The sequence below is a fragment of the Cyclobacterium plantarum genome (genome assembly GCF_011290685.1).
GTDB classification, from domain to species: domain Bacteria; phylum Bacteroidota; class Bacteroidia; order Cytophagales; family Cyclobacteriaceae; genus Cyclobacterium; species Cyclobacterium plantarum.
In genome coordinates this window covers 319,119-344,892 of the sequence record NZ_JAANYN010000002.1, presented here as the reverse complement: position 1 = coordinate 344,892, position 25,774 = coordinate 319,119, and the positions used below count along the sequence as shown (strand labels likewise).

General features: G+C 46.0%; 18 protein-coding genes. 12 read left to right on the top strand and 6 right to left on the bottom strand.

What is annotated here, in order from left to right; translation table 11 throughout:
* Nucleotides 1-90: 90 nt before the first annotated feature.
* Nucleotides 91-963, bottom strand: a complete 873-nt coding sequence (gene fdhD / locus G9Q97_RS05460; RefSeq protein WP_166143926.1) for a formate dehydrogenase accessory sulfurtransferase FdhD — start codon at nt 961-963, stop codon at nt 91-93.
* A complete protein-coding gene (locus G9Q97_RS05455; RefSeq protein WP_166143924.1) occupies nt 960-3,233 on the bottom strand; it encodes an FdhF/YdeP family oxidoreductase in 2,274 nt (757 codons plus the stop codon). The genes fdhD and G9Q97_RS05455 overlap by 4 nt, the downstream gene beginning before the upstream one ends.
* 793 nt (nt 3,234-4,026) lie before the next feature.
* Here G9Q97_RS05455 and G9Q97_RS05450 point away from each other — a divergent pair.
* From G9Q97_RS05450 to G9Q97_RS05435, 4 genes are all read left to right on the top strand, one after another.
* Nucleotides 4,027-5,046, top strand: a complete 1,020-nt coding sequence (locus G9Q97_RS05450) for a glycoside hydrolase family 43 protein (RefSeq protein ID WP_166143922.1) — start codon at nt 4,027-4,029, stop codon at nt 5,044-5,046.
* A 402-nt stretch (nt 5,047-5,448) separates the two neighbouring features.
* Nucleotides 5,449-6,945: a sulfatase gene (locus G9Q97_RS05445; protein ID WP_166143920.1), complete on the top strand. Its 1,497-nt coding sequence runs from the start codon at nt 5,449-5,451 to the stop codon at nt 6,943-6,945.
* 14 nt (nt 6,946-6,959) lie between these two features.
* A complete protein-coding gene (locus G9Q97_RS05440; RefSeq protein ID WP_166143918.1) occupies nt 6,960-8,474 on the top strand; it encodes an arylsulfatase in 1,515 nt (504 codons plus the stop codon).
* A 141-nt stretch (nt 8,475-8,615) separates the two neighbouring features.
* Nucleotides 8,616-10,742 (top strand): pyrroloquinoline quinone-dependent dehydrogenase, encoded by a 2,127-nt coding sequence (locus G9Q97_RS05435; RefSeq protein WP_166143916.1) that lies wholly within the window; start codon nt 8,616-8,618, stop codon nt 10,740-10,742.
* A gap of 208 nt (nt 10,743-10,950) precedes the next feature.
* On the opposite strand, the gene G9Q97_RS05430 is transcribed toward G9Q97_RS05435, so the two are convergent.
* The 4 genes from G9Q97_RS05430 to G9Q97_RS05415 form a co-directional block, all read right to left on the bottom strand.
* Entirely contained in the window at nt 10,951-12,513 is a 1,563-nt protein-coding gene (locus G9Q97_RS05430; protein ID WP_166143914.1) for a purple acid phosphatase family protein, read from the bottom strand.
* Between the two features lie 1,096 nt (nt 12,514-13,609).
* Nucleotides 13,610-16,084 carry an ATP-dependent helicase HrpB gene (gene hrpB, locus G9Q97_RS05425; RefSeq protein WP_246255440.1) on the bottom strand — a complete coding sequence of 825 codons (2,475 nt, stop codon included), beginning with the start codon at nt 16,082-16,084 and terminating at the stop codon, nt 13,610-13,612.
* Nucleotides 16,085-16,161: 77 nt separating this feature from the next.
* Complete coding sequence (locus G9Q97_RS05420; RefSeq protein WP_166143910.1) at nt 16,162-16,671, bottom strand: DUF2911 domain-containing protein; 510 nt, start codon at nt 16,669-16,671, stop codon at nt 16,162-16,164.
* Nucleotides 16,672-16,741: 70 nt separating this feature from the next.
* Nucleotides 16,742-17,887 carry a Gfo/Idh/MocA family protein gene (locus tag G9Q97_RS05415; RefSeq protein WP_166143908.1) on the bottom strand — a complete coding sequence of 382 codons (1,146 nt, stop codon included), beginning with the start codon at nt 17,885-17,887 and terminating at the stop codon, nt 16,742-16,744.
* 662 nt (nt 17,888-18,549) lie between these two features.
* On the opposite strand from G9Q97_RS05415, the gene G9Q97_RS05410 reads away from it, so the two are divergent.
* The 8 genes from G9Q97_RS05410 (at nt 18,550) to G9Q97_RS05375 (ending at nt 25,724) form a co-directional block, all read left to right on the top strand.
* Nucleotides 18,550-19,029: an ArsR family transcriptional regulator gene (locus G9Q97_RS05410; protein ID WP_317168721.1), complete on the top strand. Its 480-nt coding sequence runs from the start codon at nt 18,550-18,552 to the stop codon at nt 19,027-19,029.
* On the top strand, nt 19,026-19,958 hold the full coding sequence (locus G9Q97_RS05405; protein ID WP_166143904.1) for a glycosyltransferase family 2 protein: 933 nt from the start codon (nt 19,026-19,028) through the stop codon (nt 19,956-19,958). The genes G9Q97_RS05410 and G9Q97_RS05405 overlap by 4 nt, the downstream gene beginning before the upstream one ends.
* Nucleotide 19,959: 1 nt before the next feature.
* The gene (locus tag G9Q97_RS05400) at nt 19,960-20,694 is read left to right on the top strand and encodes a GNAT family N-acetyltransferase (RefSeq protein WP_166143902.1); all 735 of its coding nucleotides are present in this window, start codon (nt 19,960-19,962) and stop codon (nt 20,692-20,694) included.
* Nucleotides 20,695-20,711: 17 nt separating this feature from the next.
* Entirely contained in the window at nt 20,712-21,704 is a 993-nt protein-coding gene (locus G9Q97_RS05395) for a GNAT family N-acetyltransferase (protein WP_166143900.1), read from the top strand.
* On the top strand, nt 21,697-22,617 hold the full coding sequence (locus tag G9Q97_RS05390; protein WP_166143898.1) for an O-fucosyltransferase family protein: 921 nt from the start codon (nt 21,697-21,699) through the stop codon (nt 22,615-22,617). Before G9Q97_RS05395 ends, G9Q97_RS05390 begins: the two co-directional genes overlap by 8 nt.
* Before the next feature lie 156 nt (nt 22,618-22,773).
* Nucleotides 22,774-23,856, top strand: a complete 1,083-nt coding sequence (locus G9Q97_RS05385) for a hypothetical protein (protein ID WP_166143897.1) — start codon at nt 22,774-22,776, stop codon at nt 23,854-23,856.
* Nucleotides 23,857-24,021: 165 nt separating this feature from the next.
* Nucleotides 24,022-25,098 (top strand): DegT/DnrJ/EryC1/StrS family aminotransferase, encoded by a 1,077-nt coding sequence (locus G9Q97_RS05380; protein ID WP_166143895.1) that lies wholly within the window; start codon nt 24,022-24,024, stop codon nt 25,096-25,098.
* Nucleotides 25,099-25,100: 2 nt separating this feature from the next.
* A complete protein-coding gene (locus G9Q97_RS05375) occupies nt 25,101-25,724 on the top strand; it encodes an acetyltransferase (RefSeq protein ID WP_166143894.1) in 624 nt (207 codons plus the stop codon).
* The last annotated feature ends 50 nt before the right edge of the window (nt 25,725-25,774 follow it).

Below are 25,774 nucleotides of genomic sequence, written 5' to 3'. Positions count from 1 at the left end.
GGTATTTTTAAGACCCTGCCAGTACCTACCTTTGTTTCAGGTGATAAATAAACTTTTCAAAATGGATTTTTCCATTGCAAATGGTGGGTATTATTTCAGTGATTTTTTTACCCACTGTTTTATCCTTTCCTGACCGGTATAAACGTTAAAACCATCTTTTTTCAAAAAACCGATTAAAGTCATCTTTTTATCTCTTGCCAGGTCAACTGCCAGGCTGGTTGGTGCACCAAAGGCGACCAAAAGAGGGATACCTGCTGTGACTGATTTCTGAACCATCTCAAAACTTACCCTTCCGGAAAGTAAAACCAATTTTCGTTGATCAACAGGGATATTTTCCCTTAAAGCGCCTCCGATTAATTTGTCCAGGGCATTGTGCCTGCCCACATCTTCTCTGATCAATTCCATTTTTCCTCTAGCATCATACAATACCGCAGCATGTAAGCCACCTGTGTATTTAAAGCCTGTTTGGTGCTCGTGAAGTTTACCGGACAGGGACATCAGGGTCTCCGGATCTACCTGCCATTCCGGATCCTCTGACAGGCTTGCTGCCTTACATTTGACAGCACCAATGGCTGTTTTTCCGCATACCCCACAACTGGAATGGGTATAAAAACTTCTATCCAGCCCCAATAAATCCATTTTCGGGTTGGGTGCAAGCCTGACCAGCAATACATTTCCTTTTTCTTCCTCTTTTACCTGCCGGCAGTAACGCATCAGCAAAATGTCCTTTTCCTTACGGATAATCCCTTCTGAATACAGAAAGCCTGTGGCCAAATCAAAATCATCACCAGGACTGCGCATGGTGACCAAAAGGTCTTTTTTGTGCCAGATTCCCGATTTTTCAAACTCCAACCTGATTTGCAGGGGCTCTTCCATGGCCATCAAATCCTGAAAGGATGTAGCGTTCTCCTTTTCATACTTAACGACCAAACCATGTACTACCAAACTGCTGCTACCCATCATGCCTTCATCTTTTCCAAAAACACTTCTATATATTTGGAGGCTGGACAGTGACTTTCATCAGATTTATTGTTCAGGGCCACTAAAACATTGCCTTCGGGAAAATAGACCGCCAGGCAACCCCTGCTGATATCGTAAGGTACTACTTGAAAACCTTCCAGAACCCTTTTTTCTCCTTCGAAAACACTGGTGATTTTCACCAGATCACCGGTTTGACATCCCGTATTTTTCATGTCTTCCCGGTGCATCATGACCACCTCTCTGCTGTTTTGAATACCCCTGTACCGGTCGTCGTAACCGTAAACGGTGGTATTGAACTGGTCGTGGCTTCTTACCGTCATCAGAATAAAGGGAATTTTTGAGGACTGCCTATTGGATAAGAGGTTGACCGTGAATTGCGCTTTGTTATCAGTTGTATTAAATATACCCTCCCTGGCTCCATTGGGTAAATAAAATCCTCCGGGAACCCTGATTTTTTCATTGTAATCATCAAACCCTGGAATTACTGCTTCGATTTTTTCCCGGATAACGTCATAATCGGCTGCCATGCCTTCCCAATCGGTAGGGTTTTCCCTGCCCAATACCTCTCTGGCAAGGCCACAAATAATACCAACTTCACTTTTTAGTTCTCCTGAGGCAGGCTCAAGGTCGCCGGAAGACATACGGATACGTCCGGCAGTATCTTCTGTACTTACAAATTGTGGGCCTTTTGCCGTAATGTCTGATTCGGTTCTACCCAGGCAGGGAAGAATCAGGGCTGTTTTACCATGTACCAGGTGGCTGCGGTTTAATTTGGTGGAAACATGTACTGTAAGGTCACATTGTCTCATTCCTTCAAATACTTTATTGGTATCGGGAGCTGCCAGAACAAAATTGCCCCCCATGCCAAAAAACACTTTTGCCTGACCTGTTGCCATTGCCTGAACAGCGCCTACCGCATGAACTCCGTGTTGCCTGGGAGGATTAAAGTCAAAAGCCTTCCCCAATTTATCCAGAAATGCATCTGGCATTTTTTCCCAAATACCCATGGTCCTGTCGCCTTGTACATTGCTATGACCACGAACGGGCAGCGTTCCGGCTCCTTTTCTGCCGATAGACCCTTTTAACAACAAGAGGTTGACGATTTCCCGGATGGTGTTTTCGGCATTGCGGTGTTGGGTAATTCCCATGGCCCATGCAATGATGATGTTTTTATTTTCAGCCAACATTTGCACAGCCTCCCTGACCTGATTTTCTGAAAGTCCACTTGCGGCGATGAGCTCATTTAAGTTGCAGGCTTCCAGGTGTTGGAAAAGCGCCTCATGGCCACTTGTGTTTTCTGCTATAAAAGCATGGTCAAGTATTTTGCCCTTATTTTTCTTGTCGGCCTCCAAAAGTAATTTTAGCATGGCTTTTAGCAGAGGCAGGTCTCCATTTACTTTTACCTGCAGGTGCAGGTCATGCAAAGTGGTGGGTTTGCCCAGCCATTCCCAGGGTTTCTGGGGGTTCCTAAACTGTATCAGCCCTGTTTCTGGCAGGGGATTGACCGAAATGATTTTGCCCCCATTTTTCTTGAGTTGTTCCATGGCAGTCAGCATTCTGGGAGCATTGGTGCCAGGGTTCTGACCCAATACCAGTAACAGGTCTGCATGCCGGATATCGTCCAGAATAACGGAGGCTTTGCCTATGCCCAATGTTTCACTCAAAGCCTTTCCGGAGGCTTCATGGCACATATTGGAGCAGTCGGGCAGGTTATTGGTCCCAAATTGGCGGACAAAGCATTGGTAAAGAAAAGCAGCTTCATTGCTAGTTCTTCCGGAGGTATAAAAAATAGCCTGGTCAGGATTTTCCAATTCATGGAGCTTTTTCGCTATCATTGAAAAGGCAGCATCCCAGGAAATGGGGCTGTAATGGCTGGCATTTTCTTCCAGGACCATGGGTTGAGTCAGGCGGCCTTGCTTTTCCAGCCAATGATCCGATTTTTCTACCAATTCCTTGACGCTGAATTGCTCGAAGAAGGAAGGTGTTATTCTTTTGTAACCACTTTCCCAGGCCACAGCTTTGGCGCCATTTTCGCAATATTCTGCAATTTTAGATACATTCTTTGGGTCAGGGTCCGGCCAGGCACAACTTGGGCAGTCAAAACCCTGGGGCTGATTGATTTTGAACAGCGTTTTCACTCCTCTGCCCACATGTGTTTCCTCCCAGATAGCCCGGGCTACGGATTGGATGGATCTGGGCCCGGCGGCGATCTGGCCGGGCGGGCTAATTTTTACCTTTCTTTTTGGGTTCATGTTTTCAGGGTCGTTTTAGGGTTTTGACTGGAGCTGTTGAAGGGAGTTCGACCTAATTTCCTGATAAATACTTAATTCCGAGGCTCAGAGGGGGTTTTTGAAGAGGAAACCTGTGGAATCCCTGTTTAAACAGGACTGCCACACCCTTTGCTCCTTATGCAACCCACAAAAAAGGCCTGGCAGTGACGTAATAGCCGATTTTTCGGAGGTTCTTAAACCGAACTCACATTGTTTGTAATAAAGAAACGCAATCTTTCTAAAAATCCCATTGATAAACCAAAAAAAAATAATCCTGTTGATTTTTAAATAAAGGATAAAGGTCATGCAAAGGGTTGAACAGGTTTAATTGAGACTTGGTAGGACGAAAATTTAAATTTTTGGGATTGCCACCGTGATGCTTTCCTGTACATTTACCACCATACGGTCAGCCTGCTTTTCATATTCGGTTTTTAGTATACTAGTTTACAGCCACCACTTCTTCTTTAAGGTTATGGAGTAAAGCAGGAGGCAACTGTAAATATTCCAAATTGGTTACCCAAATCCTTTTCAGGTAGGGATGTAAACCCACTAAGCTGAGAAACAGTAAATACCCATTACTCTCAGGTTGTGAGAAATAAAACTTCTCAACCCAACCCTTTCCCTTGTTGAGCCTTTTGTTAAAATCGATTTTATATCAACTCCTCCTCACTGAAAAATCATTTTTCCTACATTTAATGGATTTAGATCTTTTTAAAAGAAATTGCACTTCTCCCTTATAAATCTACTATTTTTAGTTTTTAAAATCTGTTATACTATGAAAACCCACTTTGCGCTCTTCCTTTTCACCCTGGCCATGGCCTGCTCTCCCAAAAAAGAAAAACAGGATGCTGCTCCACAATTTTCCGGAAATCCCATTTTCGAAGGTTGGTATGCCGATCCGGAAGGGGTGGTTTTTGGAGAGGAATACTGGATTTATCCGACTTTTTCAGCTCGCTTTGAAAACCAACTTCATTTCGATGCTTTTTCATCCAAGGATTTGGTCAATTGGGAAAAGCACGATCGAATTCTCGATACTGCTGCCATCAAATGGGCAAGGCAAGCCATGTGGGCTCCTTCCGCCATCCAAAAGGAGGGTAAATATTTTCTATTTTTCGCCGCAAATGACATTCTTACCCCCGAACGGCCCGGATATGATCCCAATAATGATATCAACCATACCGGAGGAATCGGTATCGCTGTCAGCGATTCTCCTGGAGGCCCATTTAAAGATTATCTGGGTAAACCTTTGCTTTCGGACTTTTATCATGGAGCTCAGCCGATTGATCAATCTGTCTTTAAAGATGTAGATGGAACCCATTATTTCTTTTATGGAGGTTGGGGGCATTGCAATTTGGGGAAACTCAATGCGGATTTCACCGGGTTTGATCCTTGGGAAGATGGGCAGTTTTTTCATGAAATCACGCCCGAGGGTTATGTTGAAGGGCCCTTTATGTTTCTCAGAAACGGCATTTATTACCTGATGTGGTCTGAAGGTGGCTGGACAAATGAGAGCTACAAAGTAGCCTATGCCATGGCCGACAAACCAACAGGGCCCTTCGAGCGTATCGGAACCATTTTAGAAAAGGACAGTATCGCAACGGGAGCGGGGCATAATTCGGCGATAAATAAACCCGGTACAGATGACTGGTACATCGTTTACCACCGCCGACCCATTCCTAACGAAGACCGGGATCACCGTGTCACTTGCATTGATGTGATGGAATTTAATGAAGATGGCACCATCAAACCCATTGTAATGACTTTTGAAGGTGTGGCTGCTAATCCTGTTGAATAAGGATAAGTTGATATTGTGGAACTTATTATATCGGGAATCATGCGCTATGTTGACCGGAGAGGCAGGAGGTAGTTCGTTAGACAGGGATTGGAGGGATTGATCATAGTGAGAGCCAATTGAATCCACTTTTCATCAACAGTTTTCTCTTCATAAAAGGTCCGTCATTCCCCTTCAGGCACCCCCGGGATCCGATACCCTTAAATTCAAATTAAGACCAATCCGTTTATAAAAAGTCCCGGAGACCCGGTGCTGCAACACGAGCTTATCATTTTAAGAAGGTGCAGGTCTAAAAATTGAAACTCAGAATTTCCCCGTTTAACACAGCATTATTTTAATTTTACTGATTTCCCCCTATATTTAACCCTGTACTTCACCCTTATTTCAGGATTAATATTCATCCCAATGACCAAAACCTTTGTACTTGCCCTTTGCTGTTTAAGTTTTTTCCTTTTATTTTCCTGTAAGGGGCCAGCCGCCGAAAAGAAGCCCTACAATGTCCTTTTTATTGCCATTGACGACTTGCGCCCCGAACTGGGGGTATATGGCAATGATATCATCCAGACGCCAAATCTGGATGCCATTGGCCTGCAAGGCACCCTATTTGAAAATCATTATGTACAGGTGCCTACCTGCGGAGCCTCCCGCTGCAGCATATTGACCGGCTTATGGCCCCGGTCCAGGCAGCACCTGCAGAATTCCGCAATAGAACAGTTTATGTCCAATGAACCTGAAAGGGAGCGGCCGGAAAGTTTTGTGCATCACTTTAAAAGAAATGGCTACTATACCGTAGGCATCGGGAAAATCAGCCATTCGGTGGATGGCCTCTGGTATGGCTACGAAGAAAGCCCGGAAGGGGCCAAAATGGAAATGCCACATAGCTGGGATGAGATGCTCTTTGATCCAGGAAAATGGGAAACCGGATGGAATGCCTTTTTTGGCTATGCAGATGGCTCCAACAGGCAGGGGAAAAACAAGCAGGTCAAACCCTATGAAGCCGGAGAGGTAGATGACCTGGGTTATCCGGATGGCCTTTCTACCCAACTGGCCGTAAGAAAGCTAAAAGAACTTTCAGATAAGGACCAACCCTTTTTTATGGGATTGGGCTTGTTTAAGCCCCATCTGCCCTTTACAGCACCGAAAAAATACTGGGACCTGTATGATAGGGAGGATATCCCACTTTCACCTTTTCCCGAATTGCCGGAAAACGTACACCCCAACAGCCTTCAGGAGAGCGGGGAATTCAATTCTTACCAATTGGGAGAAGAGAAGGCAGGCCTGGACCAAAAACTTACGGATGATTATGCCCGAAAACTCCGTCATGCCTACTATGCCGCTGTCAGCTACAGCGATGCACTGGTAGGGAAAGTGCTGGAAACCCTGGAATCCGAAGGGTTGGCAGACAACACCATCATCGTGGTCTGGGGAGACCATGGCTGGCATTTGGGAGACCACCGGATTTGGGGCAAGCACACCAATTTTGAAATGGCGCTTCGTAGTCCCCTTCTGATCAAAGTTCCAGGAATGATCCCCAGAAGAATCGGGACGGAAATGCCGGTCAGTAGCATTGACCTGTATCCCACCCTGATGGAACTCACCGGCATTCCAGTTGATTTCCCGCTGGACGGCCAAAGTCTGGTTCCCCTGATTACGGCTGGGGAAGACGGTGCCAGAGCCGCCCAGGCTTTCAGCTACTTTAGAAACGGTATCTCCATGCGTACACAACGGTACCGGCTCGTTAAGTATTTCAGGGAAGCCGAGCCGACCATAGAACTTTATGACCACCAAAACGATCCCATGGAGACAGTAAATGTGGCAGCTGAACATCCTGAAATCGTTGCTCAATTGATGCCGCTCCTGGAAAAAGGAAATACCGGCTTGTATGCCGATTCCTCCAACTAAATAAATAACTCAATATGGAAATCCAATTGCAACAGATTACTGCTAAATTTTTGGTATTTGCCCTGCTATCAGTAGGGGTGGCTGCCTGCGGGCCGGCGACCGAAAAGGCAGAGGATCCGGATAAAAAGCCCAATATCATTTATATCCTGGCCGATGACCTGGGTTATGGAGACCTGAGTTTTCTAGGACAGAAAAAATTCCAGACGCCCCATATTGACCAACTTGCGGCCCGGGGAATGGTTTTTACCCAGCATTATGCGGGATCCACGGTTTGCGCCCCCTCACGCTCTGCCTTAATGACCGGTTTCCACACGGGGCATACCCAGGTCAGGGGCAATCGGGGCCTGAATGGAGGGCAGTTTCCCCTGGCTACTGGTACCCAAACCCTACCTAAGGTCCTTAAAAAGGCAGGCTATGTCACCGGTGCTTTTGGCAAATGGGGATTGGGCTATCCAGGATCCAGCGGAGATCCGCTAAAGCAGGGGTTTGATGTTTTTTTCGGTTACAACAGCCAGACCATTGCCCACAATTATTATCCCAGGGAGCTGTTTGACAATGAGAACATCCTGACTCTCGAGGGAAACCAGGGGACCGATGAAGGTCAGTATGCACCACTTTTGATTCAGCAGCGGAGAATTGAATTTATAAAAAACAATCGAGATACGACCTTTTTCCTGTATATGCCATCCATCATACCTCATGCTGAACTGAAAGCACCTCAGGAATATATGGAGAGGTTTCTTAAAAGAACTACACCAGAGCCACCCTACCAATTTGAAAGTTTGCTTGGCCCCGAACGTCCCTATCAAGGCCTGGATGACCCGGAACATCCTCGCTATAAAATGGGCGGATATGGCTCCCAAACTTATCCCCATGCAGCCTTCGCAGCTATGGTTACTTTATTAGACAATCAGGTAGGGGAGATTGTAGCCAGTCTTGAATCCCTTGGTATTTTGGAAAACACGCTGATCGTATTTACTTCCGACAACGGTCCCCACCTGGAGGGAGGGGCAGATCCCGATTTTTTTGACAGCAATGGTCCCTTTCAGGGTTACAAGCGGGATTTACATGAAGGGGGCATTCACGTACCCATGATAGCCAGCTGGCCTGCTAAAGTAAAGGCGGGAAGCCAAACGGATCATATCAGTGCTTTTTGGGACATTTTGCCCACTTTTGCGGATCTGATTGGCGTTGAATTGGAAAAAAGTGTGGATGGCATTTCGTTTTTGCCCACACTTCTGGGTGAAGGGCAGCAGGAGGCACATGATCGCTTGTATTGGGAATTTCACGAGCAAGGTGGCAAGCAGGCCATTCGGAAAGGCAAATGGAAGGGGATCAAATTGAATGTTTTTGAAGGCAATGAAGACATCCTTTTATTTGACCTGGAAAACGATCCCGGTGAAAAAAATGACCTGAGTGAAGCGCATCCGGAATTGGTAACTGAAATAAAGGCCCTGATGGAGGAGTCAAGGGTGGAGGATCCGGAATGGCCCTTCGAAGAAAAAATCCAATCTGCGAATCAACCCTGATATTAATGGAGCTAATTACACGGATTGCAGGGTAGAGGAAAGGAAGGTATCTTTTTTTCCACCAGTCTGCTTAAATTTTGGCCCTGATGAAAAAATAGGTGCATTTGGTTTTGGTCACTTAATTAAAATATTATGAATACTATGCCAGTAAAGAGCTCTCTAATCCTGATGTTGGCCCTGATTGCTCTGGGCTGTTCTACCGGTAAGCAGGAAGATATCCATCAGACCTGGGAACACTACAGGGGATCTAAAAGCGCTGTCCAATATTCCGGTTTGCAAACCATCAACAAAGACAATGTACACCTGCTCCAACCCGCCTGGACCTTTCATACCGGGGATAAACGGGAACGCACCCCCATGGAATGCAATCCCATAATTCTTGGCAACACCATGTATGTCTCCTCTCCCCAATTGGATTTAATTGCTTTGGAAGCATCGAGTGGAAAAGAACTGTGGCGTTTTGACCCTGAGGCATTTGGGGTATCGGGTGGTGTCAACAGAGGTGTAACGGCTTTTACCGATGGGGGCAAAACCCGGATTTTTATGCCCGTAGGTCATTGGTTGTTTGCTCTGAATGCCGAAACCGGGGAACTGGTGGAGGAATTCGGTGAAGGTGGAAAGCTGGATTTAAGGCAGGATTTGGGCAAAGACCCCGAATCCCTTTCCATTGGATTAAATACTCCCGGAATCATTTACAAAGATTTGCTGATCATTGGGTCCGCTACCGGTGAGGGTTACAATGCCTCACCCGGCCATATCAGGGCCTATTCGGCTAAGACAGGGGAATTCCAATGGATATTCCATACCATTCCCCAGGAAGGAGAATACGGCCACGATACCTGGAGATGGGTGGAGGAAGAAAACTATGGCGGTACCAATAACTGGGGAGGCATGAGCCTGGATGAGGAAAAGGGATGGGTCTATGTGTCCACCGGATCTCCTACCTACGATTTTTATGGGGCAAACAGACTGGGAGAAAACTTGTTTGCCAATTCCATAATTGCGCTGGATGCAGGTACTGGCAAGCGGCAGTGGCACTACCAAGCAGTTACCCATGATGTATGGGATTATGACCTGCCCTGTGCGCCTACCCTTGTGGACTTCTCCATGGACGGAAAGACCGTTCATGCCCTGGTACAACCCAGCAAAATGGGAGAGTTGATCTTGCTGGATCGCATTAGCGGCAAGCCTCTGATGGAGGTGAAAGAAAAGGCTGTTCCTCCGTCTTATGTTCCCGGGGAAGTGGCCCATCCAACCCAAAAGTTTGATCAAGGCATTACCATTGTACCTCAGGGACTGGACAGCAGCTATTTGACCAACATTTCTGAAGCTGCAGCGGAATATGCAAAGGCTGAATTTAAAAAATATCGCAATGAGGGTTTTTATACCCCACCCAGCCTGGAAGGGACACTTACCTTCCCAGCCACCCGGGGAGGTATGTTGTGGGGAGGATTGTCCTATGATCCTGTCAATCAGATGATCTATGTCAACGCCAATGAAATCCCCATGATTTTGCAATTGAGGAGCCTGTCAGAAAATCAGGAAGAAGGGGCTTTCAATAGTTTAAGTCCGGGTCAGCGCATTTACCTGTCCAACTGTGCCAATTGCCACGGAGCGGACCGGCAGGGCTTGGGAGAAGCCTACCCGGCACTCACCGGGCTGCCTGACAGACATGACCGGGAATCAGCCAGGACTATCATCACCGGCGGAAATGGGGTGATGCCTGCTTTTAGTGGCTTCGATACACAGGAGTTGGAGGCACTTTTGGATTACTTGCTGGAAGTGGAAACTGGTAGTTCTAATCAGGAGCAGGTAGCCGTTGAAACACCCTTGGACCGCTATGTTTTGCAGGGTTTCCGTATTTTCACAGATGAGGAAGGCTTTCCTGCCAGCAGGCCTCCCTGGGGAACGCTGAATGCGATAGATTTAAAAACCCAATCCATCAAATGGAAGGTGCCTCTCGGAGAGTATCCCGAGCTGAAAGAAAGGGGAGTAGCCCCTACCGGTACGCAGAATTTTGGGGGTTGTGTCGCTACAGCTGGCGGGATAGTTTTTATTGGAGGATCTGCCGATGAAAAGTTCCGTGCCTTTGACGCAGACACAGGCGAAGTGTTATGGGAATACCAATTACCCGCCGGAGGTTACGCAGTTCCTTCGGTGTATGAGGTGGAAGGCAGGCAATATGTAGTGATTGCCGCAGGAGGAGCCAATCGCCTGGGCACCCCTGCCGGAGATGCTTATGTGGCCTTCGCTTTACCGGAGGAATAAAATTAAAAAATCGAACATGCCAGGATATAAACAAAATATTTCACCACAAATGGACATAGATTAGCACAGATTTTTTTCAAAAGGCTTGACTTCCAGCAGCCCGAATACATTACCCAATTTCAGCAAAAAATTCCCTTTTCAGAAAATCCCCCTTTCCCAAAGGGGGCTGGGGGATTTCTTTCGCAACTGTCAGGTAATTCCGCAACCCTTATTCACTGATATTTCCATTCTCGTCAATGCTGAGCTCTTTCCTTTCTCCGTCTTTTTCCAGGCGAACATTGAAATGCAATATGTCATCTTCTCTTCTTGCTGACACTCGGGTGACTTCATGCCCGGGATATTTTGAGAGCAGGATCGATTCCAGATTTCCCGGGAGAGGATCTTCGTAGGGAATGGTGTTGGAAAACCTTTTTTCCTCAACCGCTTCGGATTTTCTTTCGATAAATTTATTGGTGCCATCTTCCTGCTTTTCCAGATCAAAAGCATCATAGAGCTCTCCAATGGCCGTGTATGATTCAAAACTCAGCTTATCTCCTTCAATGTTGATGACCTGAAAAAGTTGGGTGTTTTCTGCAGCGCGATCCCTTTCGGCTTCATAATCCTCCCAGGCATTTTTTTTCAATCCGTACATTTTCCCCCCGCTCACAGAAACCACATATACGGTTCCTGTTTTGTCCCTGGCATTGACCCCATCCATCACATTGTCTTCCGGAGAGACCCTTCCCCGTGCATAGCTGTGGTCGTGTCCCTGCAAGGCCAGATCCACCTGGTATTTGTCAAATAGCGGTTTCCAGGCTTCTCTGAGCCGGGTGTTTTCCCTGCCCTCTGAAGCTGAAAATAAAGGATGGTGATAAGTGACAATGGTCCATTTCTTTGGATTCTCTGACAGGACCTTCTCCAGCCATGGGATTTGCTCTGCCTGAAATACATTGCTATTCAGGACAATAATCCTCGTGTTTTGGTAATCCATATAATAGACCGTTTCATCCAATTCAGCCACATTTTCGGGCCCATTTTCTGGCAATGTAAATTGAGGCCTCCATTGTACCGACAGGCGGCGATCTGCATCCTCTCCGTCCAGCTCAGGGATACTGCGGTATTCATGGTTTCCCGGAGTTACTACAGAAGGTACCATGCTGTGGATAAAACCTCCGGCTGTAAACCATTCATGCCATTCGGTTTCCCTGTGCGCCACATTGACCAGATCACCTGCATGGATGATAAATTTGGCATCTGGTGCCTTTCGGTAGCCTTCCCGTATCAGCCTGGCCCACAATTCCAATATATAATTCTGTGTATCTCCCACATAGAGGAAGGCAAAAGGACTTTCCTTGTCCTCAGAAGCAGTACTAAATTGAATCCATTCCGACCAGGTTTCTCCATCACCCACACGATAGGCGTATATGGTACCTGGATTCAAGTCCTTAAAACTCACCGAATGATAGTGGGCCTGTACATTGGCCACCTCTACGTCACTGGCATCCAGCAATTCCGTTTTCGCTTCAAAAGTCTTGGCACTTCTCCAGAATTTTGGTGCCCCATCGGCTACGGCGATTTCCGCATAGGCATTTTCTATACTCGTATCTGTTCTCCAGGTTACGCTAGCCTGGCTGGAGGGATCCTCTCCAAAATTAAGGACAATTCGGTCGGGGTAATAGGTAGGCTTGCTCCATTCCTCTCGGAAGGTAGGAGCCTTGTATACCCGGTACTCTTGAGCCAATGCCACTTGAAAGGCCACTATCAAGATCAGGGAGAAAAGCAGGTTTTTCATTTACTTTGGATTTTGTTTGGGCAATAGGTGTTGTAAGTTACGAAATTCAGTTATAGGTTTCAAACCGGGCTTTATTGAGTTCTCCGGGATAAAGCACCTATGCTTATAATCTACTGTCATTTAATAAATGGGACTACCGACAGGGTGATATTTTGGCCCAATGTAATAAGTTTCTCCGCCTGTGCAGTTAATTTTTTGATAAGTTTTGGTTAAGAAGGAAAAATGATTCACCACGGATTGACACAGATGAGCACAGAATTTTTTTAGTGGGATGTTTTTGATAGGAGGAGGCAAGGCTGACCTGTAATCCTTCAAGTGGTCAGACAAGATGCAAAACAGGAACCGTAAACTTTCAACTTTGATGGGTCGTACCTACGGCACTCTAAGGTAGACGGTTGGCGAATAACCATGGGCTGAACCCCATGGTTATTATATCGGCCGCTCCTAACGGAGCTTGTCGCAGCGAGGAAGGTTGACATTGTATCCTTATAGCGGTAATACCAGATGCAAAACCAGAAGCAAACTTCCAAATTTGAAAATCCATACTCCCTCCGCCGCGGCGGAGGGATCAAGGGGGATTTTTACGTAAATTTTACAAAAATTTTTCTCCAAACTCAGAATTTAATCATTTCCGGGGCAAAGGATATGGGTCGTACCTACGGCACTCTGATGTGGGTGGCTGGCCATTAACAATGGGCTAAAACCCATTGTTATTACATCGGCCGCTCCTAACGGAGCTTTTTTGAAGGGGGCATCGAATATAGACAAATTGATCCATCTAAAGATTTACACAGAAATAGTACAGATTTCTTCGAATGGGATCTATCTATTTTCAGGGTGTTTTGTGCCTGGAAGGCTTGGTTAAATAAAAGAGTTGTAGCCAAACTAACAGGAAATCAATCAGTATTTAGAAAGCTTATTTGGGTAAACCGCAAGCGAAATTAGTCTGCACCCAAGCACTGAAAGTGCGCAATATCGAAACCCAGGGTGAAGCCCTGGGATAGTATCCGCTATCGTAGCCCAAGCCCTGTAAGGGCGAAATATGTTCGACGATCCGTACATCAGACCCCGAAAAAAATATCCCGCTTTTGCACTCCTATTTCTTCCTTTTGACACCGCTCACAGCCTGTGCTTCCCAGGGATCATCCGGCCAGTGGTGTTTGGGGTACCTTCTTTTTAGTTCTTTCTTTACCTCATGATACGTTTGATTCCAGAAATTCTCCAGGTCCCGGGTGACTTGTACCGGTTTAAAGCCGGGTGACAAGAGATGTACCAGCAAGGGAGTTTTGTTCTCATTGATCCTTGGTGTTTTACTCCAGCCAAAAAGCTCCTGTAATCTGGCAGCCAGGACGGGTGGTTCTCCGGAGGAGAAATACGAAACCTTTGCATAGGACCCGCTCGGCAGGTGTATTTTTTCCGGAGCCAATTTATTGAGTTCCTGTTGCTGGGTATAACTGAGGCTGTTTTGTAATATTTCCTCCAAAGGTAGCCTGGAAAGCTCCTGACCGGATTTCACATCGCTCAGGTAGGGTTCAAGCCAGTTATCTACCGTTTTTAACAGCTGTATTGTACTCACGTCCGGCCAGTAATCCGGCCCATTCCATACCCGTAGGCTCAGGATCCGGTTCTGCCATTGCTCCACCTTATCGTCGAATTTCAGCCACTTTTTGCCGGAAATTTTTAACATTTCCAAGATAGCCTGCATTACCTCAGCCTTGTCAGGGGAGGCTAGTCTTTTCTTTTGAAGCAGAATCTGACCGATTTTCCATTCCTCTACCGCCAGGACCATTTCCTCCTGCTCGTCCCAGTATATCCGGGGTTTTATTTTGATCATGGGCTTCAAATCCTGGGGAGAAAGCACTGAGGCCAGAAAAATTTTCCCCACTCCTGTTCCTTCATGTAGCTGAGCAATGGCAATCCAGGGTTCCCGGGCCAGGTCATCCTTTCGGTCCATGGCGGCAATTTTCCCATTGGCCAGCTGAAAATGTGCCTGGTTTCCCGGCCTGGCAGAAGCGATCCTTTCCGGAAATGCCTGGGCCAGCAGGATACCTGTCATGTAGGGGTCCACAGGTTTATTGGAGATAGGAGCCCCCAGGATTTTCCGGTAAGCTTGTGCTACTTTCTCAATTTTACTAAAAGCGCTTTGCTTGCCGGAAGATTGCCTGTATCTCCTTAATCCCTCAATTCTCAGATTGATATCCAATCCCAGAGAAGAGGGAAGGGGATCTTTTTCTTCCAGCAAAGCAGCCAGATCAGTGGCCAGACTTTCCTGTCCGATCTCCTGGCTGTAAACCAAAAGATGGGCAATTCTGGGATGTGCGGGAATGACATGTAAGGCCAATCCATGGGGAGTGATCCTTCCATTTTCAATGGCTCCCAGGTGCTCAAGTGAGGATACAGCCTGCTGCCAATGCCCCTGGGGTGGAGGACTGATCCATTGCAGGTGTTGATAATCGTTTATGCCCCATTTGTGAAGCTCCAATGCCAGGGAAGCCAGGTCGGTTTCCAGGATTTCAGGTTGCCTGAAAGGGAGCAGTTTTTCCTGGCTTGCTTTGGACCATAGCCGGTAGCAATGTCCGGGACCAATCCTTCCGGCGCGCCCCGCTCTTTGGGTGGCAGTATCTTGCGTTAGGGGAAGTGTAATCAGCCTGTTGAGTCCGGAATTGGGATTGAAGGTAACTGTGCGCATAAAGCCCCCATCGACCACGATCTGAATCCCCTCTATGGTAAGGCTGGTTTCTGCTATGGCTGTGGCGAGCACGATTTTTCTCCTACCCTCCGGATCTGGGAGTAGGGCAGCTTGCTGTCGGCCAAAAGCGATCTGCCCGTATAAGGTGTAAACTGCCAGTCCGGGAAAGCGAGCTTTTACTATTGCGGCCGCTTTTTTGATCTCTCCCTGTCCGGGAAGAAAGGCAAGCACATCCCCCGGATGGGCAGCCATGGCTTCTCCTATCACTTCCTGGATATTATCCGGTAAATGAAACAGGTCCGTCCCAGGCCTGTAATGAATGGTTACGGGGAACTCCTTTCCTTTACTGGAAATCAGGGGACAGTCTAGCTGATCTGCCAAAACTTCACTGTCCAGGGTGGCGGACATGATCAGCAGCTTGAGGTCGGGCCGCAGGATTTGCTGGATTTCCCGACACAGGGCCAGACCAAGGTCCGCATGGATGCTCCTCTCGTGGAACTCGTCAAATATGACAAGCCCAACACCTTCAAGGGCATTGTCCTGCTGCATCATCCTGGTTAAAATACCTTCGGTGATGACCTCTATCTTGGTTTTTTCTCCCACACAGCTGTCAAACCTCACCCTGTAGCCGATGCGCTGGCCTGCTGTTTCCCCCAAGAGATGGGCCATCCTCTGGGCGATACTTTTGGCGGCCAGTTTCCGCGGTTCCAGCATCAATATTTTTTTGTCGCCTAGCCAGTCTTCATCCAGTAAGGTCAATGGCAAAAGGGTGCTTTTTCCTGCTCCGGGAGGGGCGTGAAGCAGCAGGGTGGGATTTTGTTGGAGATGCTGTTTTAATTCCGGAATGACCTCCAGAATGGGTAATTTGGGGAAAGCCTTCAATGGTGGGAAACGATTATTGGAAAGGGTAAAGATAAAAAAATAAAAAGGCAGCCGGGGATTCCGGCTGCATTGAAATATTATTCTATACCTACTTTGGCCTGGCCATATTCCCATTTGACGAGCATTCCGTCATCATGGATCTCATAGGTCAGGTTTTCTGTAAGAGAACTGGTTTCCTGAGAGGGAACATTTACCCTGAGTGCATCCTGGCTTTCATCGTACTGTGTACCCCATTGGCCGGTTTGCTTGTTGAAAATAAAGGTGCTGCTACCTTCATTGGGGATGATGAAAAAGCTGTACTTTCCGGCAGGCAAGGATTCACCAGCTACTTTAATGTCCTTGCTCGTTTCAAATAGGGTCGCCTCATTGGCACCCGCTCTCCATACTTTTCCCAGAGGAACCAGTCCACCGAAAATTTCCCGGCCTTTTACACCCGGGCTACTGTAATTGACAGTTATTTCGGCTCCGTTTATGGTTCCTTCTGCCGTTTTTGGAGGACTGGCAGGGGTCTGAGCCTTTGAAAGGAATAGGACTGACATCATCAGTAATCCCGAGAGTCCAAGCATTTTAATGGTTGATGTTTTCATTTTGGTTTTTCATTTGGTTTAAAAACAATTTAATAACGACTTAATCCAGCTTTGGGTTATTACCGAACCATTAAATTTTCACCCAGGCTTGTTTTTTATGGCTTTCAATAATGCGTTCACAAATCAACAATTCCCTGTAGCCATCTTCAAAAGTTGGATAAGAGGGATTTTCAGGTTGTTTTCCTTCACTGATGGCCGCATAAACCTCCTTAAACATTTGCTTGGAGGTATCCGGAAACCCCTCGTTGTGCCCTCCGGGAAAACCAATCAATTTCGCCGCTTCCGGTGTAAAGAGTGCAGGGTCCTTCATCAGCTGCTGGTTGGCAGTTTCCCGCTTTCCTATCCAAAGTTCGTTGGGTTTTTCACTGCACCATTCGAAATTGGCTTTAGAACCGGCAATTTCTATGTTCAACCTGTTTTTTCGTCCGGCGTTTACCTGGCTTACGGTAACAGAACCTTTGTGGCCATTGTCAAATCGCAGCATGACGGTGGCGTGGTCTTCCGTATTGATAGGCACCTCCTCATAATCCGATTCCTGCAGCATTTTGCCGCTGTAAGTCTCTATGGCTTTCAGGGGTTTGAGCCGGGTTTTATGCACGGTAGTAAAATCCGCCATTACCTCGGTGATTTTTAAACCGGTCACGTACTCGGTCAGGTCCAGTAAGTGGGACCCAATATCTGCAATGGCCCTGGAATCACCGGATTTGTCCGGCTCCAGCCTCCAATTGTAGTCCGTTTGCAGAAACAACCAATCCTGCAGGTAGGAACCCATAATGCTGTAGATATCTCCCAGCTCACCACTTTCCCGCATGGTCTTCATCTGCCTTACCATGGGATAATAGCGCAGGTTAAAATGAACTGCGTTGACCAGTCCCGATTTTTTGGCCAGCTTGACCAGTTCCTCTGCTTCCTCTATTCTGGTGGCCAGAGGCTTTTCGCAGACCACATGCTTGCCCGCTTCCAGTACGGCTTTGGATTGGGCATAATGCAGAAAATTGGGCGTACAGATATGTACAGCCTTGATGGAAGTATCCTTGAGCATGTCCTCAAAAAGCATGGCTTTGGCTATACCCAGTTGGGCAGCTTTTGCTTTGGCCAGTTCCTCATTCACTTCACAAAGGGCAGCTACTTCAATGTTGGGGTTTCTTCTAAGGGCTTCAATATGGGCAGGACCAATAAATCCGGTACCTACTACCGCTACTTTAATTTTTTCCATGATGTTAGGTTTATTTTAAAAGATTAGCCTTAAAGATAGAAGGTACTTTTGTATTTTTCAATGATAAACCCCTTTTCTGCCGCTGATACCTCAGTACCGTTAAGGCTTTTGGATGTATTTGCTTTTCTTTTTCAGTGCCTTACTTCTGACAATAATGGTCAATGTTTTATTATAGTATCGGATATATGCGGGCTGTTCGACATTTGCAATGTCGAACCCAGATAACCCAGGATTTGCAATCCTGCTTTCGTATCCGTCCGATCGAACGAGAGCCGATACCCTTCTCATCTCATCTGCCAAAAAAATCTATGGAAATCCGTGGTCACCCAACAATTAAACGATTAACCAAATAACCGATTAAACAATTTTATCAGCGTTGCTTTGTCCGCAAGACCAAAATTCCAGACAGCCTCCTATAAAAATTGGATTAAAAAAATGGATAAAATTTGGTAATACAAATCCTTCGAGTAAATTTGTTACTCATACCATGTGGATTACGTGGCGAAGCTGTGAAAGGCTTCAGGTGCATCAATTTTGGATACAGATATTAATGTTTTTTACTTCTAAATTAATGCATTTTAAATTTTTAAGTTGTTTATTTTCTTCTTCCTGATAGCTCCTTGCTGGATTCGTTGATTACCTCAAAAACCAGGATCAAATTATTGGTCAAGTTCTTTTCCAATGCCGGAAACCGGGGCTATTTGCGGGGTCTGGCGGAGGAATTCAATGAGTCCACCAATTCTGTCAGGATAGAATTAAACAGGCTATCTGAAGCGGGATTGCTGCAGTGGAAAGCCAATGGCAAGACAAAAAGTTATCAGGCCAATGTTTCTCATCCACTCTATAAGGAAATCAGAAGCATTGTCAGCAAATACCTGGGTTTTGACCACCTGATCGAGCAGGTGGTCTCCAACCTGGGGAATGTTCAGAAAGCCATTATTCAGGGTGATTATGCAGAAGGAAAAGACACCGGTACCATTGAACTCACCCTCATAGCCGAAAACATTAATCTGGACTACCTTCAATTTCTGATCCGAAAAACAGAAGATAAAATCAACAGAAAACTTCGGGTAGTAGTGCTGGAAAAAGAGCCTCAACCCATGCTCAGTGGCCTGGTAGTTTTTGAAAGGAACCTGGTATGACTAAAGAAAGCAATACATACTTGTCTGTGGTAGTGCCGGTGTACCAGTCCGACAATTCCCTGGAGGCCTTGATTACCCGTTTGCGGTTAGTTCTTGCAGGTATCAGTACGGAGGTTGAACTGATTTTGGTGGATGACCATAGCAGTGACCGGAGTTGGGAGTTGATTTGTGCCGCTGCCGAAACATTTCCGGATGTAAGTGGAATTCGCCTGAGCAGGAATTTTGGCCAGCACCATGCCATTGCTGCAGGTCTGGACGCTGCCCGGGGAAAATGGACGGTGGTCATGGATGCAGACCTACAGGATTTGCCGGAGGAAATTCCCCATTTGCTGAGTAAAGCCAGACATGGTTATGATGTGGTCATGGCCCGAAGAACTAACAGGAAGGACGAACATTGGAAAATTGCCTTTTCGGCGATTTTTTACCGGTTTTTCAGGTACATGACCGGAACCAGACTGGATCCCGCCGTAGGCAATTTTGGCATTTACCACCGGAAAGTCATTCGGGCCATTTCAGAGATGAGGGAGGCCATCCGTTATTTCCCGGCTCAGGTTCAGTGGGTCGGTTTCAGACAGGGATATTACAATGTGGCACATGGAAAATCAGCAGTATTACAATCAGGTTATGGTTTTCGGTCCAGGTTTCACCTTGGCTTAAACGCCTTATTGGCCTATTCTGATAAACCCCTCCGCCTTACCATTAAGCTGGGTTTTTTTATTGCTTCTATAGGCTTTATTTTTGCTTTGGTTACACTGATTCGTTATTTTTCGGGACTGATTGTGATTCCGGGATATGCCAGCCTGATCGTTTCCCTATGGGTATTGTCCGGATTGGTCCTGATGACCATGGGTATGGTAGGCTTGTATGTAGGAAAGACCTTTGAAGGGGTTAAGAACCGGCCCCTTTATATTATTGACCAAAAAACCTGAAATGATACAATTTTTACCTTTTGATACTGCTTTGTTTGGCTACAGGGTAGGGAAGTTGCAATTAGACAAGGCCATTGCTAAGATGGAAGCTATTAAGGATCAGGCCAGCACTTTTGACCTGATTTATGTGATGGGGAAACCCGGACTGGTAAAGATGGGAGGATGGTCTCCGATCAGTACCAGAGTTGACTGGGTAAAAATCATTCAAAAAACAGATCTGGATTCACCAGATGAAAATCAGGACATCATACAACTTTCCGAACAGGAAGCTTCCGGTGCCTTGAGTTTAACAGACCAGGAGCAGCTAAGGGAGTTGGTGCTCAGCAGCGGGCAATGGTCCAGGTTCAGACAAGACCCACTGCTGGCCAATCAGGAATATGAAAAATTGTACAGCACCTGGTGGGAAACGATCAAAGCCCAGAAACACCGGGTAATCGTGGGCAGGAAGGGTGGCGATTTATTGGGCTTTATCACATTCCGTTTGTTGCGGGGCCGTGGATATGTGGATCTATTTGCGGTGAGAGGCAGCGAACAGGGTAAAGGGATAGGCCGAAAATTGATGAACAGGGTATTGCAGGAGGTGCATGCATTGGGTTTTGCCCAAATCGGTCTTTCTACCCAAAAGGCCAATAACCGGGCAATGAACTTTTATAAAAGCGCAGGCTTCCAACCGGTAAAGGAAACCTTGATTGCCCATTGGAGACCCGGTCTGAAAAATTCCCCGGACATCCACTGATTTTTGAAAAAAACCATTTGCGCTGGAAAGTTAAAGCATTTGATCCAGGATTGGAGGCAGACTGGATAAGGGTACTGCAGCAGGCCGCCAATGCCACATTAATGCACCAAAGAAGCTTTTTGGCTTATCATGAAGGACGTTTCAGGGATGCTTCCCTGATTATTTATAAAGATGGTTACCCGGAAGCGGTTTTTCCCGCCCACCGGGAAGATCGGGAGGTTTTCTCTCACAAAGGACTCAGTTATGCCGGCCTGATCCACAGGCCCTGTTCCTTTGATCAGGAATTGCAATTGTATCAACAGCTGCTTCGGTACTATGAAGGGCAGGGAGTTGAAAGGTTACAGATCAAGGCAACTCCTTCTTTCTACAGTATAGAATCAAAAGAATCCCTGCCTTATATCATGCATTTGGTTCAGGCCGAAATCCGCCAAATGGAATTGTCTCTGGCCATAAAATTGCCACTAAAGGTCAAACACAAAGGGAGGAAGGCCAATATTCGTCAGGCTTCTCAATCAGGATTGGAAATCCGGGAGGATGATGATCTTGCTTTATTTTGGGAAGAGCTACTCGAACCTAATTTGAAAAATCGGTATCAAAAAAAGCCCACCCATAGCAGGGAACAGATGCGCTATTTAAAAGACCATCATCCCGAAAATATCAGGCAATATACGGTTTACAGCAAAGGCCTTCCCCTGGCCGGTGCCACCGTTTATTTTACGCCGAATTGTTTGCATACCCAGTACCTGGCCACCAATGAAGCAGGCAGGAAGCAGCATGCGCTGGATTTCCTGATCCATTATCTCTGCACCTCCCAGGCTAGAGGCAGGGAATACCTGGATTTTGGGCATTCCAATGAATGTGGAGGAAAAAAAATCAACAGGGACCTTTTTCGCTGGAAGGAAAGTTTTGGTGCCATTCCTTTTCTCCATTCCCATTATAACATAAGCACGGGTGCCTGGCGGCAGTTGGAGAGGGTATATGACTGGCAAAACGGCGGAGGTGATGCCTAAAAGGTCAGCCATTAGTCCTTCGAGGAGGCAGGAATTGGAGGTCAGGAATGCCTTGTATGTCATTACTTGTTACCAAAATGAGTTTTATTGTGAAAATCACCCACAAGGCATTTGTCCAAGGGGCTTTTTTTCTTTATTCCTGCAAGCCCTTTATGGGATTGGTTTTGCAAAAAGGCATAAGGTTCCCTATTATGTAGATTTTGGCAATGTCAGGTATGCCTATTCCAGCTATCCGACAGATTCCGGCGCTGAGAATTTCTGGAATGAACTGGTGAATCAGGAAAAACCGAAAGGAGATTTTCATGCTGTCTACAACCAGCAATACGAAACGTTTCCGCTGAAAATATGGGCCAGGTCACATCTTAGGGAATTGAACCAAATTTTCAGGGAAGAAATTACCTTAATTGATTCACTGAAGACAAAAATTAAGAAAGTCAAAAAGAGTTTTGGTACATTTAAAGTGTTGGGAGTTCACTGGAGGAAAACAGACCACTACATGGAGGTTTCTCCTGTGCCAGAAAAGGTTTTTATGCACACATTGGAAAGAAAGTTAAAGGGTTTTGACAAGCTTTTTGTGGCGACAGATGACCAGAACTTGTTGGGGAATTTGAAAGATAGGTTTCCCGGTAAAGTTTTGGCTCACGATGTCAGCAGGTCCATCGACGGTGAACCCATTCACGATATCAAAGCGGGAAATGATGGGCCTTGCCTGGCAAAAGAAGCGTTGTTAGATTGCCTGTCCTTGTCTTTCTGTGATGAATTGGTTTTGTCCCCATCCAATTTTTCTTATTCAGCTTTGGTATTTAATCCTGAAGTGAAATATACCATTATGGAAACAGAAATGGCCAGATGGACCCGGATCAAGACATTGTTGGTGTTTTTTTTAAACAGGTGGGGCATTCGAAAATGGTAAGCCTTGATTGAAGTTTTTCCCAAATTGGAGGCACCTGAAAGCCACTGCCCTAAATGTAGTGGTTTGGGCAAACATACCGGGGAGATTTTTTTTCAGGGCATTCATATTTTGGCCATATATGATTGCTCAAATTGTACCATAAAATTTTATTTGACCTTGCCAATAGCTCATGCCGCCCTCTTTCCTGTGGTGGTTTCCCATGAAGGAAAGTATAACCGGTATGATAGGGCAAAAGGGTCCTGGATGGCTCTTCCATTGATAAAATCCTTGCAGGAGAAACCCGAAAGAGAACCGGAGATAAATTTGCTTCAGGTACAAAAAGGGAGGGAGCTGCTACTTGTCAACTGCCTGGATTCCTGCTTTGGCCATGTTTTCACCAAGATTTGGAATGTTTATCTGCTGAAAAAGAAATTCCCCACCAAAACCCTGGCGGTTTTGTTGCCGGCACGATGCAGTTGGTTGATCAATGATGAAAAAGTGGAGATCTGGGCGGTAGACCTGCCTTTGCAGGAAATAGATAAAGGGCTGAAGCATCTGGATTTCTGGGTCAAGGCTCAGTTTAAACGATTTGATAGGGTGACCCTCAGTGAGGTGCCCGTGCATGTGGATCAGGAGCAGCTGGATTTTGGTAAAATTTTGCAGGCCAAACCATTCGATTTAGTGGACTTTGGGCGCTTGCCGGTACAGCTGACCTTTATCTGGAGAAACGATCGGTTTTGGCTGAATAGCCGCCTTTTGGATTTATTGCACAAGGCATCCATTAAGTTTGGGGGCTTATCCCTGCTGAGAGGCCTGTTTTGCTACCAGCAGGCACGTTTGATGGGAAGGCTGTTCCAGAAAATCAGCAAAGTTTTGCCAGATGCCAATTTTTTTGTAACGGGCCTGGGAAAGCAGGGGAGGTTGGGCAGCGGCTGGCAGGATAGGCGGGTGGAGCAGATTGACCTGCCGGTGGAGCGGGAGTGGAATGAGATATACCGGCAAAGCCATCTGGTAATCGGCGTACACGGCTCCCACATGTTGATTCCCACGGCCCTGTCAGCGGGTTTTATAGAAATCCTGCCCCGCCACAAGCTGCCCCATATTACCGAGGACATTGGCCGGCACCACAAAGGCCGGATTGCCCATTTTATGGGCAGGTTTGTGGACGAGTTTTCGGGTCCTGGTTTGGTTGCCAGGCATGTGGAGAGTGTGTTGGGGGAGTTTGGGAGGGTTTCTGAGGCGCTATATATGGAAATTTAATAGAGAAAAAATTGAAAGTAAGGAGTAAAAATTAATTTAAATGGCATACCAAACCCTATAGATGCGTATAAGGGATTACAACTTCCAGATGGCAGTTTTGATTTTACAGCGATTTTTGGATAACGAATAGTGGTTACTTTTAGCAAAAAAACTCAGTAATAAGAAATGATTCCCGTAACAAAACCATTTTTACCTCCCCGGGAGGAATATGACCGGTTCCTGGATGGTATCTGGGAGAGGAATTGGCTGACTAATAATGGCCCACTGGTCAACGAGCTGGAACTCCAGCTTAAAGAACATCTTGGTCTTGATCATTTGCTTTTTGTTTCGAATGGTACCATTGCCCTTCAGTTGGCAATTAAAGCCCTGGGCCTTAGAGGTGAAATAATAACCACTCCCTTTTCCTACGTTGCAACGACCACCTCAATTATCTGGGAGGGCTGCACTCCTGTATTTGTTGATATTTTGGCAGACAGGTTGACCATCGACCCTGATATGATTGAAGCGGCGATTACTCCCAACACATCGGCGATTTTGGCGACTCATGTATATGGAATTCCCTGTGAGGTTGAAGGGATACAACAGATAGCTGACGCCCATGGGCTGAAAGTAATCTATGATGGAGCACATGCATTTGGCGTGAAAGTAAATGGAAAATCAATTTTCGAATTTGGGGATATATCTACCTGTAGCTTTCATGCGACCAAACTCTTTCATACAATTGAAGGAGGAGCAGTAATGACCAAATGCCCGGAAACCTTAAAAAAGATGGCGTATTTAAGAAATTTCGGACACGACGGGTTTGAAAAATTCAATGGGATTGGCATCAATGGAAAGAACTCGGAATTTCATGCAGGGATGGGTCTGGCCGTTATCCCTTATTTGGATGAAATCCAGAAGAAAAAGCAAAATCAGTTTTTTTATTATAAAGAACTACTGAAGGGCTTAAATGTTAGATATCCTGAGACGAATCAAATAGAGAATTACAATTTTGCCTATTTTCCAATTATTTTCACTGACGTTCTTCAGTTAAAAAAATGCATGCATGTTCTTGATGAGAATGGCATTGGGAGTAGAAGGTATTTCTATCCTGCTTTGAATAATATTGGGTTTAATGAGGGAATATGCCCCGTTTCGGATCGGATTTCAGATCGGGTTATTTGTTTGCCGCTTTACCATTCCTTAACAAAGGAAGAGCAACGGATGGTTGCGAGGTTGTTATTGAGGGTTCAAAATAATTGAATATGTTAATAGCTGGTGCAGGCGGACATGCATTGGAGTGTTTTGATATTCTAGCCCAAGACTCTCTTCCGGATTTGTTGGAATTTTTTGATGATATTACTTCTGAGGACCAATTCCTGCACAAATATGTTATAATCAGGGAATTTGCACAAATCGAATTTCATTTTGCCCAGGACCCGAGGTTTATCCTTGCAGTGGGCCAACCCAATTACAGGAAAATGTTTTATGAAAGGTTTATCCAAGCTGGAGGAAAAATGGTCAACCTTTCAGGGTTTCGTAACACCATCAGTCCATTCACCAAAATTGTAGGTGCAGATATATTCAGCCATTGTTTTATCGGTTCCCTAGTCCAGATCGGAAAGGGAACGTTGGTCAATACCGGGGTCCAGATACACCATTCAGTGCAGATTGGGGAGTTTTGTGAGATCAGCCCAAAAGTTGTAATTCTTGGAGATGCCAGAATTGGCAACCAAACAAGAATTGGGGCCAATACTACTGTCCTTCCTAAAATTAATATTGGAAATAATGTCATTATTGGAGCAGGTTCGGTTATAACAAAAGATGTTCCCGACGACGTTACTATAGTTGGGGTACCGGGGAGAATTATAAAAAATAAAAATTCGTGAAATTGAGTTGAAGAGAAACTAAATATTTTATAAAATAAAACTGAAATGAA

Bases quoted from the DNA above. Each gene is read 5' to 3' on its own strand.
- fdhD (WP_166143926.1), bottom strand. From the start codon at position 963: ATGATGGGTAGCAGCAGTTTGGTAGTACATGGTTTGGTCGTTAAGTAT.
- G9Q97_RS05455 (WP_166143924.1), bottom strand. From the start codon at position 3,233: ATGAACCCAAAAAGAAAGGTAAAAATTAGCCCGCCCGGCCAGATCGCC.
- G9Q97_RS05450 (WP_166143922.1), top strand. From the start codon at position 4,027: ATGAAAACCCACTTTGCGCTCTTCCTTTTCACCCTGGCCATGGCCTGC.
- G9Q97_RS05445 (WP_166143920.1), top strand. From the start codon at position 5,449: ATGACCAAAACCTTTGTACTTGCCCTTTGCTGTTTAAGTTTTTTCCTT.
- G9Q97_RS05440 (WP_166143918.1), top strand. From the start codon at position 6,960: ATGGAAATCCAATTGCAACAGATTACTGCTAAATTTTTGGTATTTGCC.
- G9Q97_RS05435 (WP_166143916.1), top strand. From the start codon at position 8,616: ATGCCAGTAAAGAGCTCTCTAATCCTGATGTTGGCCCTGATTGCTCTG.
- G9Q97_RS05430 (WP_166143914.1), bottom strand. From the start codon at position 12,513: ATGAAAAACCTGCTTTTCTCCCTGATCTTGATAGTGGCCTTTCAAGTG.
- G9Q97_RS05420 (WP_166143910.1), bottom strand. From the start codon at position 16,671: ATGAAAACATCAACCATTAAAATGCTTGGACTCTCGGGATTACTGATG.
- G9Q97_RS05415 (WP_166143908.1), bottom strand. From the start codon at position 17,887: ATGGAAAAAATTAAAGTAGCGGTAGTAGGTACCGGATTTATTGGTCCT.
- G9Q97_RS05405 (WP_166143904.1), top strand. From the start codon at position 19,026: ATGACTAAAGAAAGCAATACATACTTGTCTGTGGTAGTGCCGGTGTAC.
- G9Q97_RS05400 (WP_166143902.1), top strand. From the start codon at position 19,960: ATGATACAATTTTTACCTTTTGATACTGCTTTGTTTGGCTACAGGGTA.
- G9Q97_RS05390 (WP_166143898.1), top strand. From the start codon at position 21,697: ATGCCTAAAAGGTCAGCCATTAGTCCTTCGAGGAGGCAGGAATTGGAG.
- G9Q97_RS05380 (WP_166143895.1), top strand. From the start codon at position 24,022: ATGATTCCCGTAACAAAACCATTTTTACCTCCCCGGGAGGAATATGAC.
- G9Q97_RS05375 (WP_166143894.1), top strand. From the start codon at position 25,101: ATGTTAATAGCTGGTGCAGGCGGACATGCATTGGAGTGTTTTGATATT.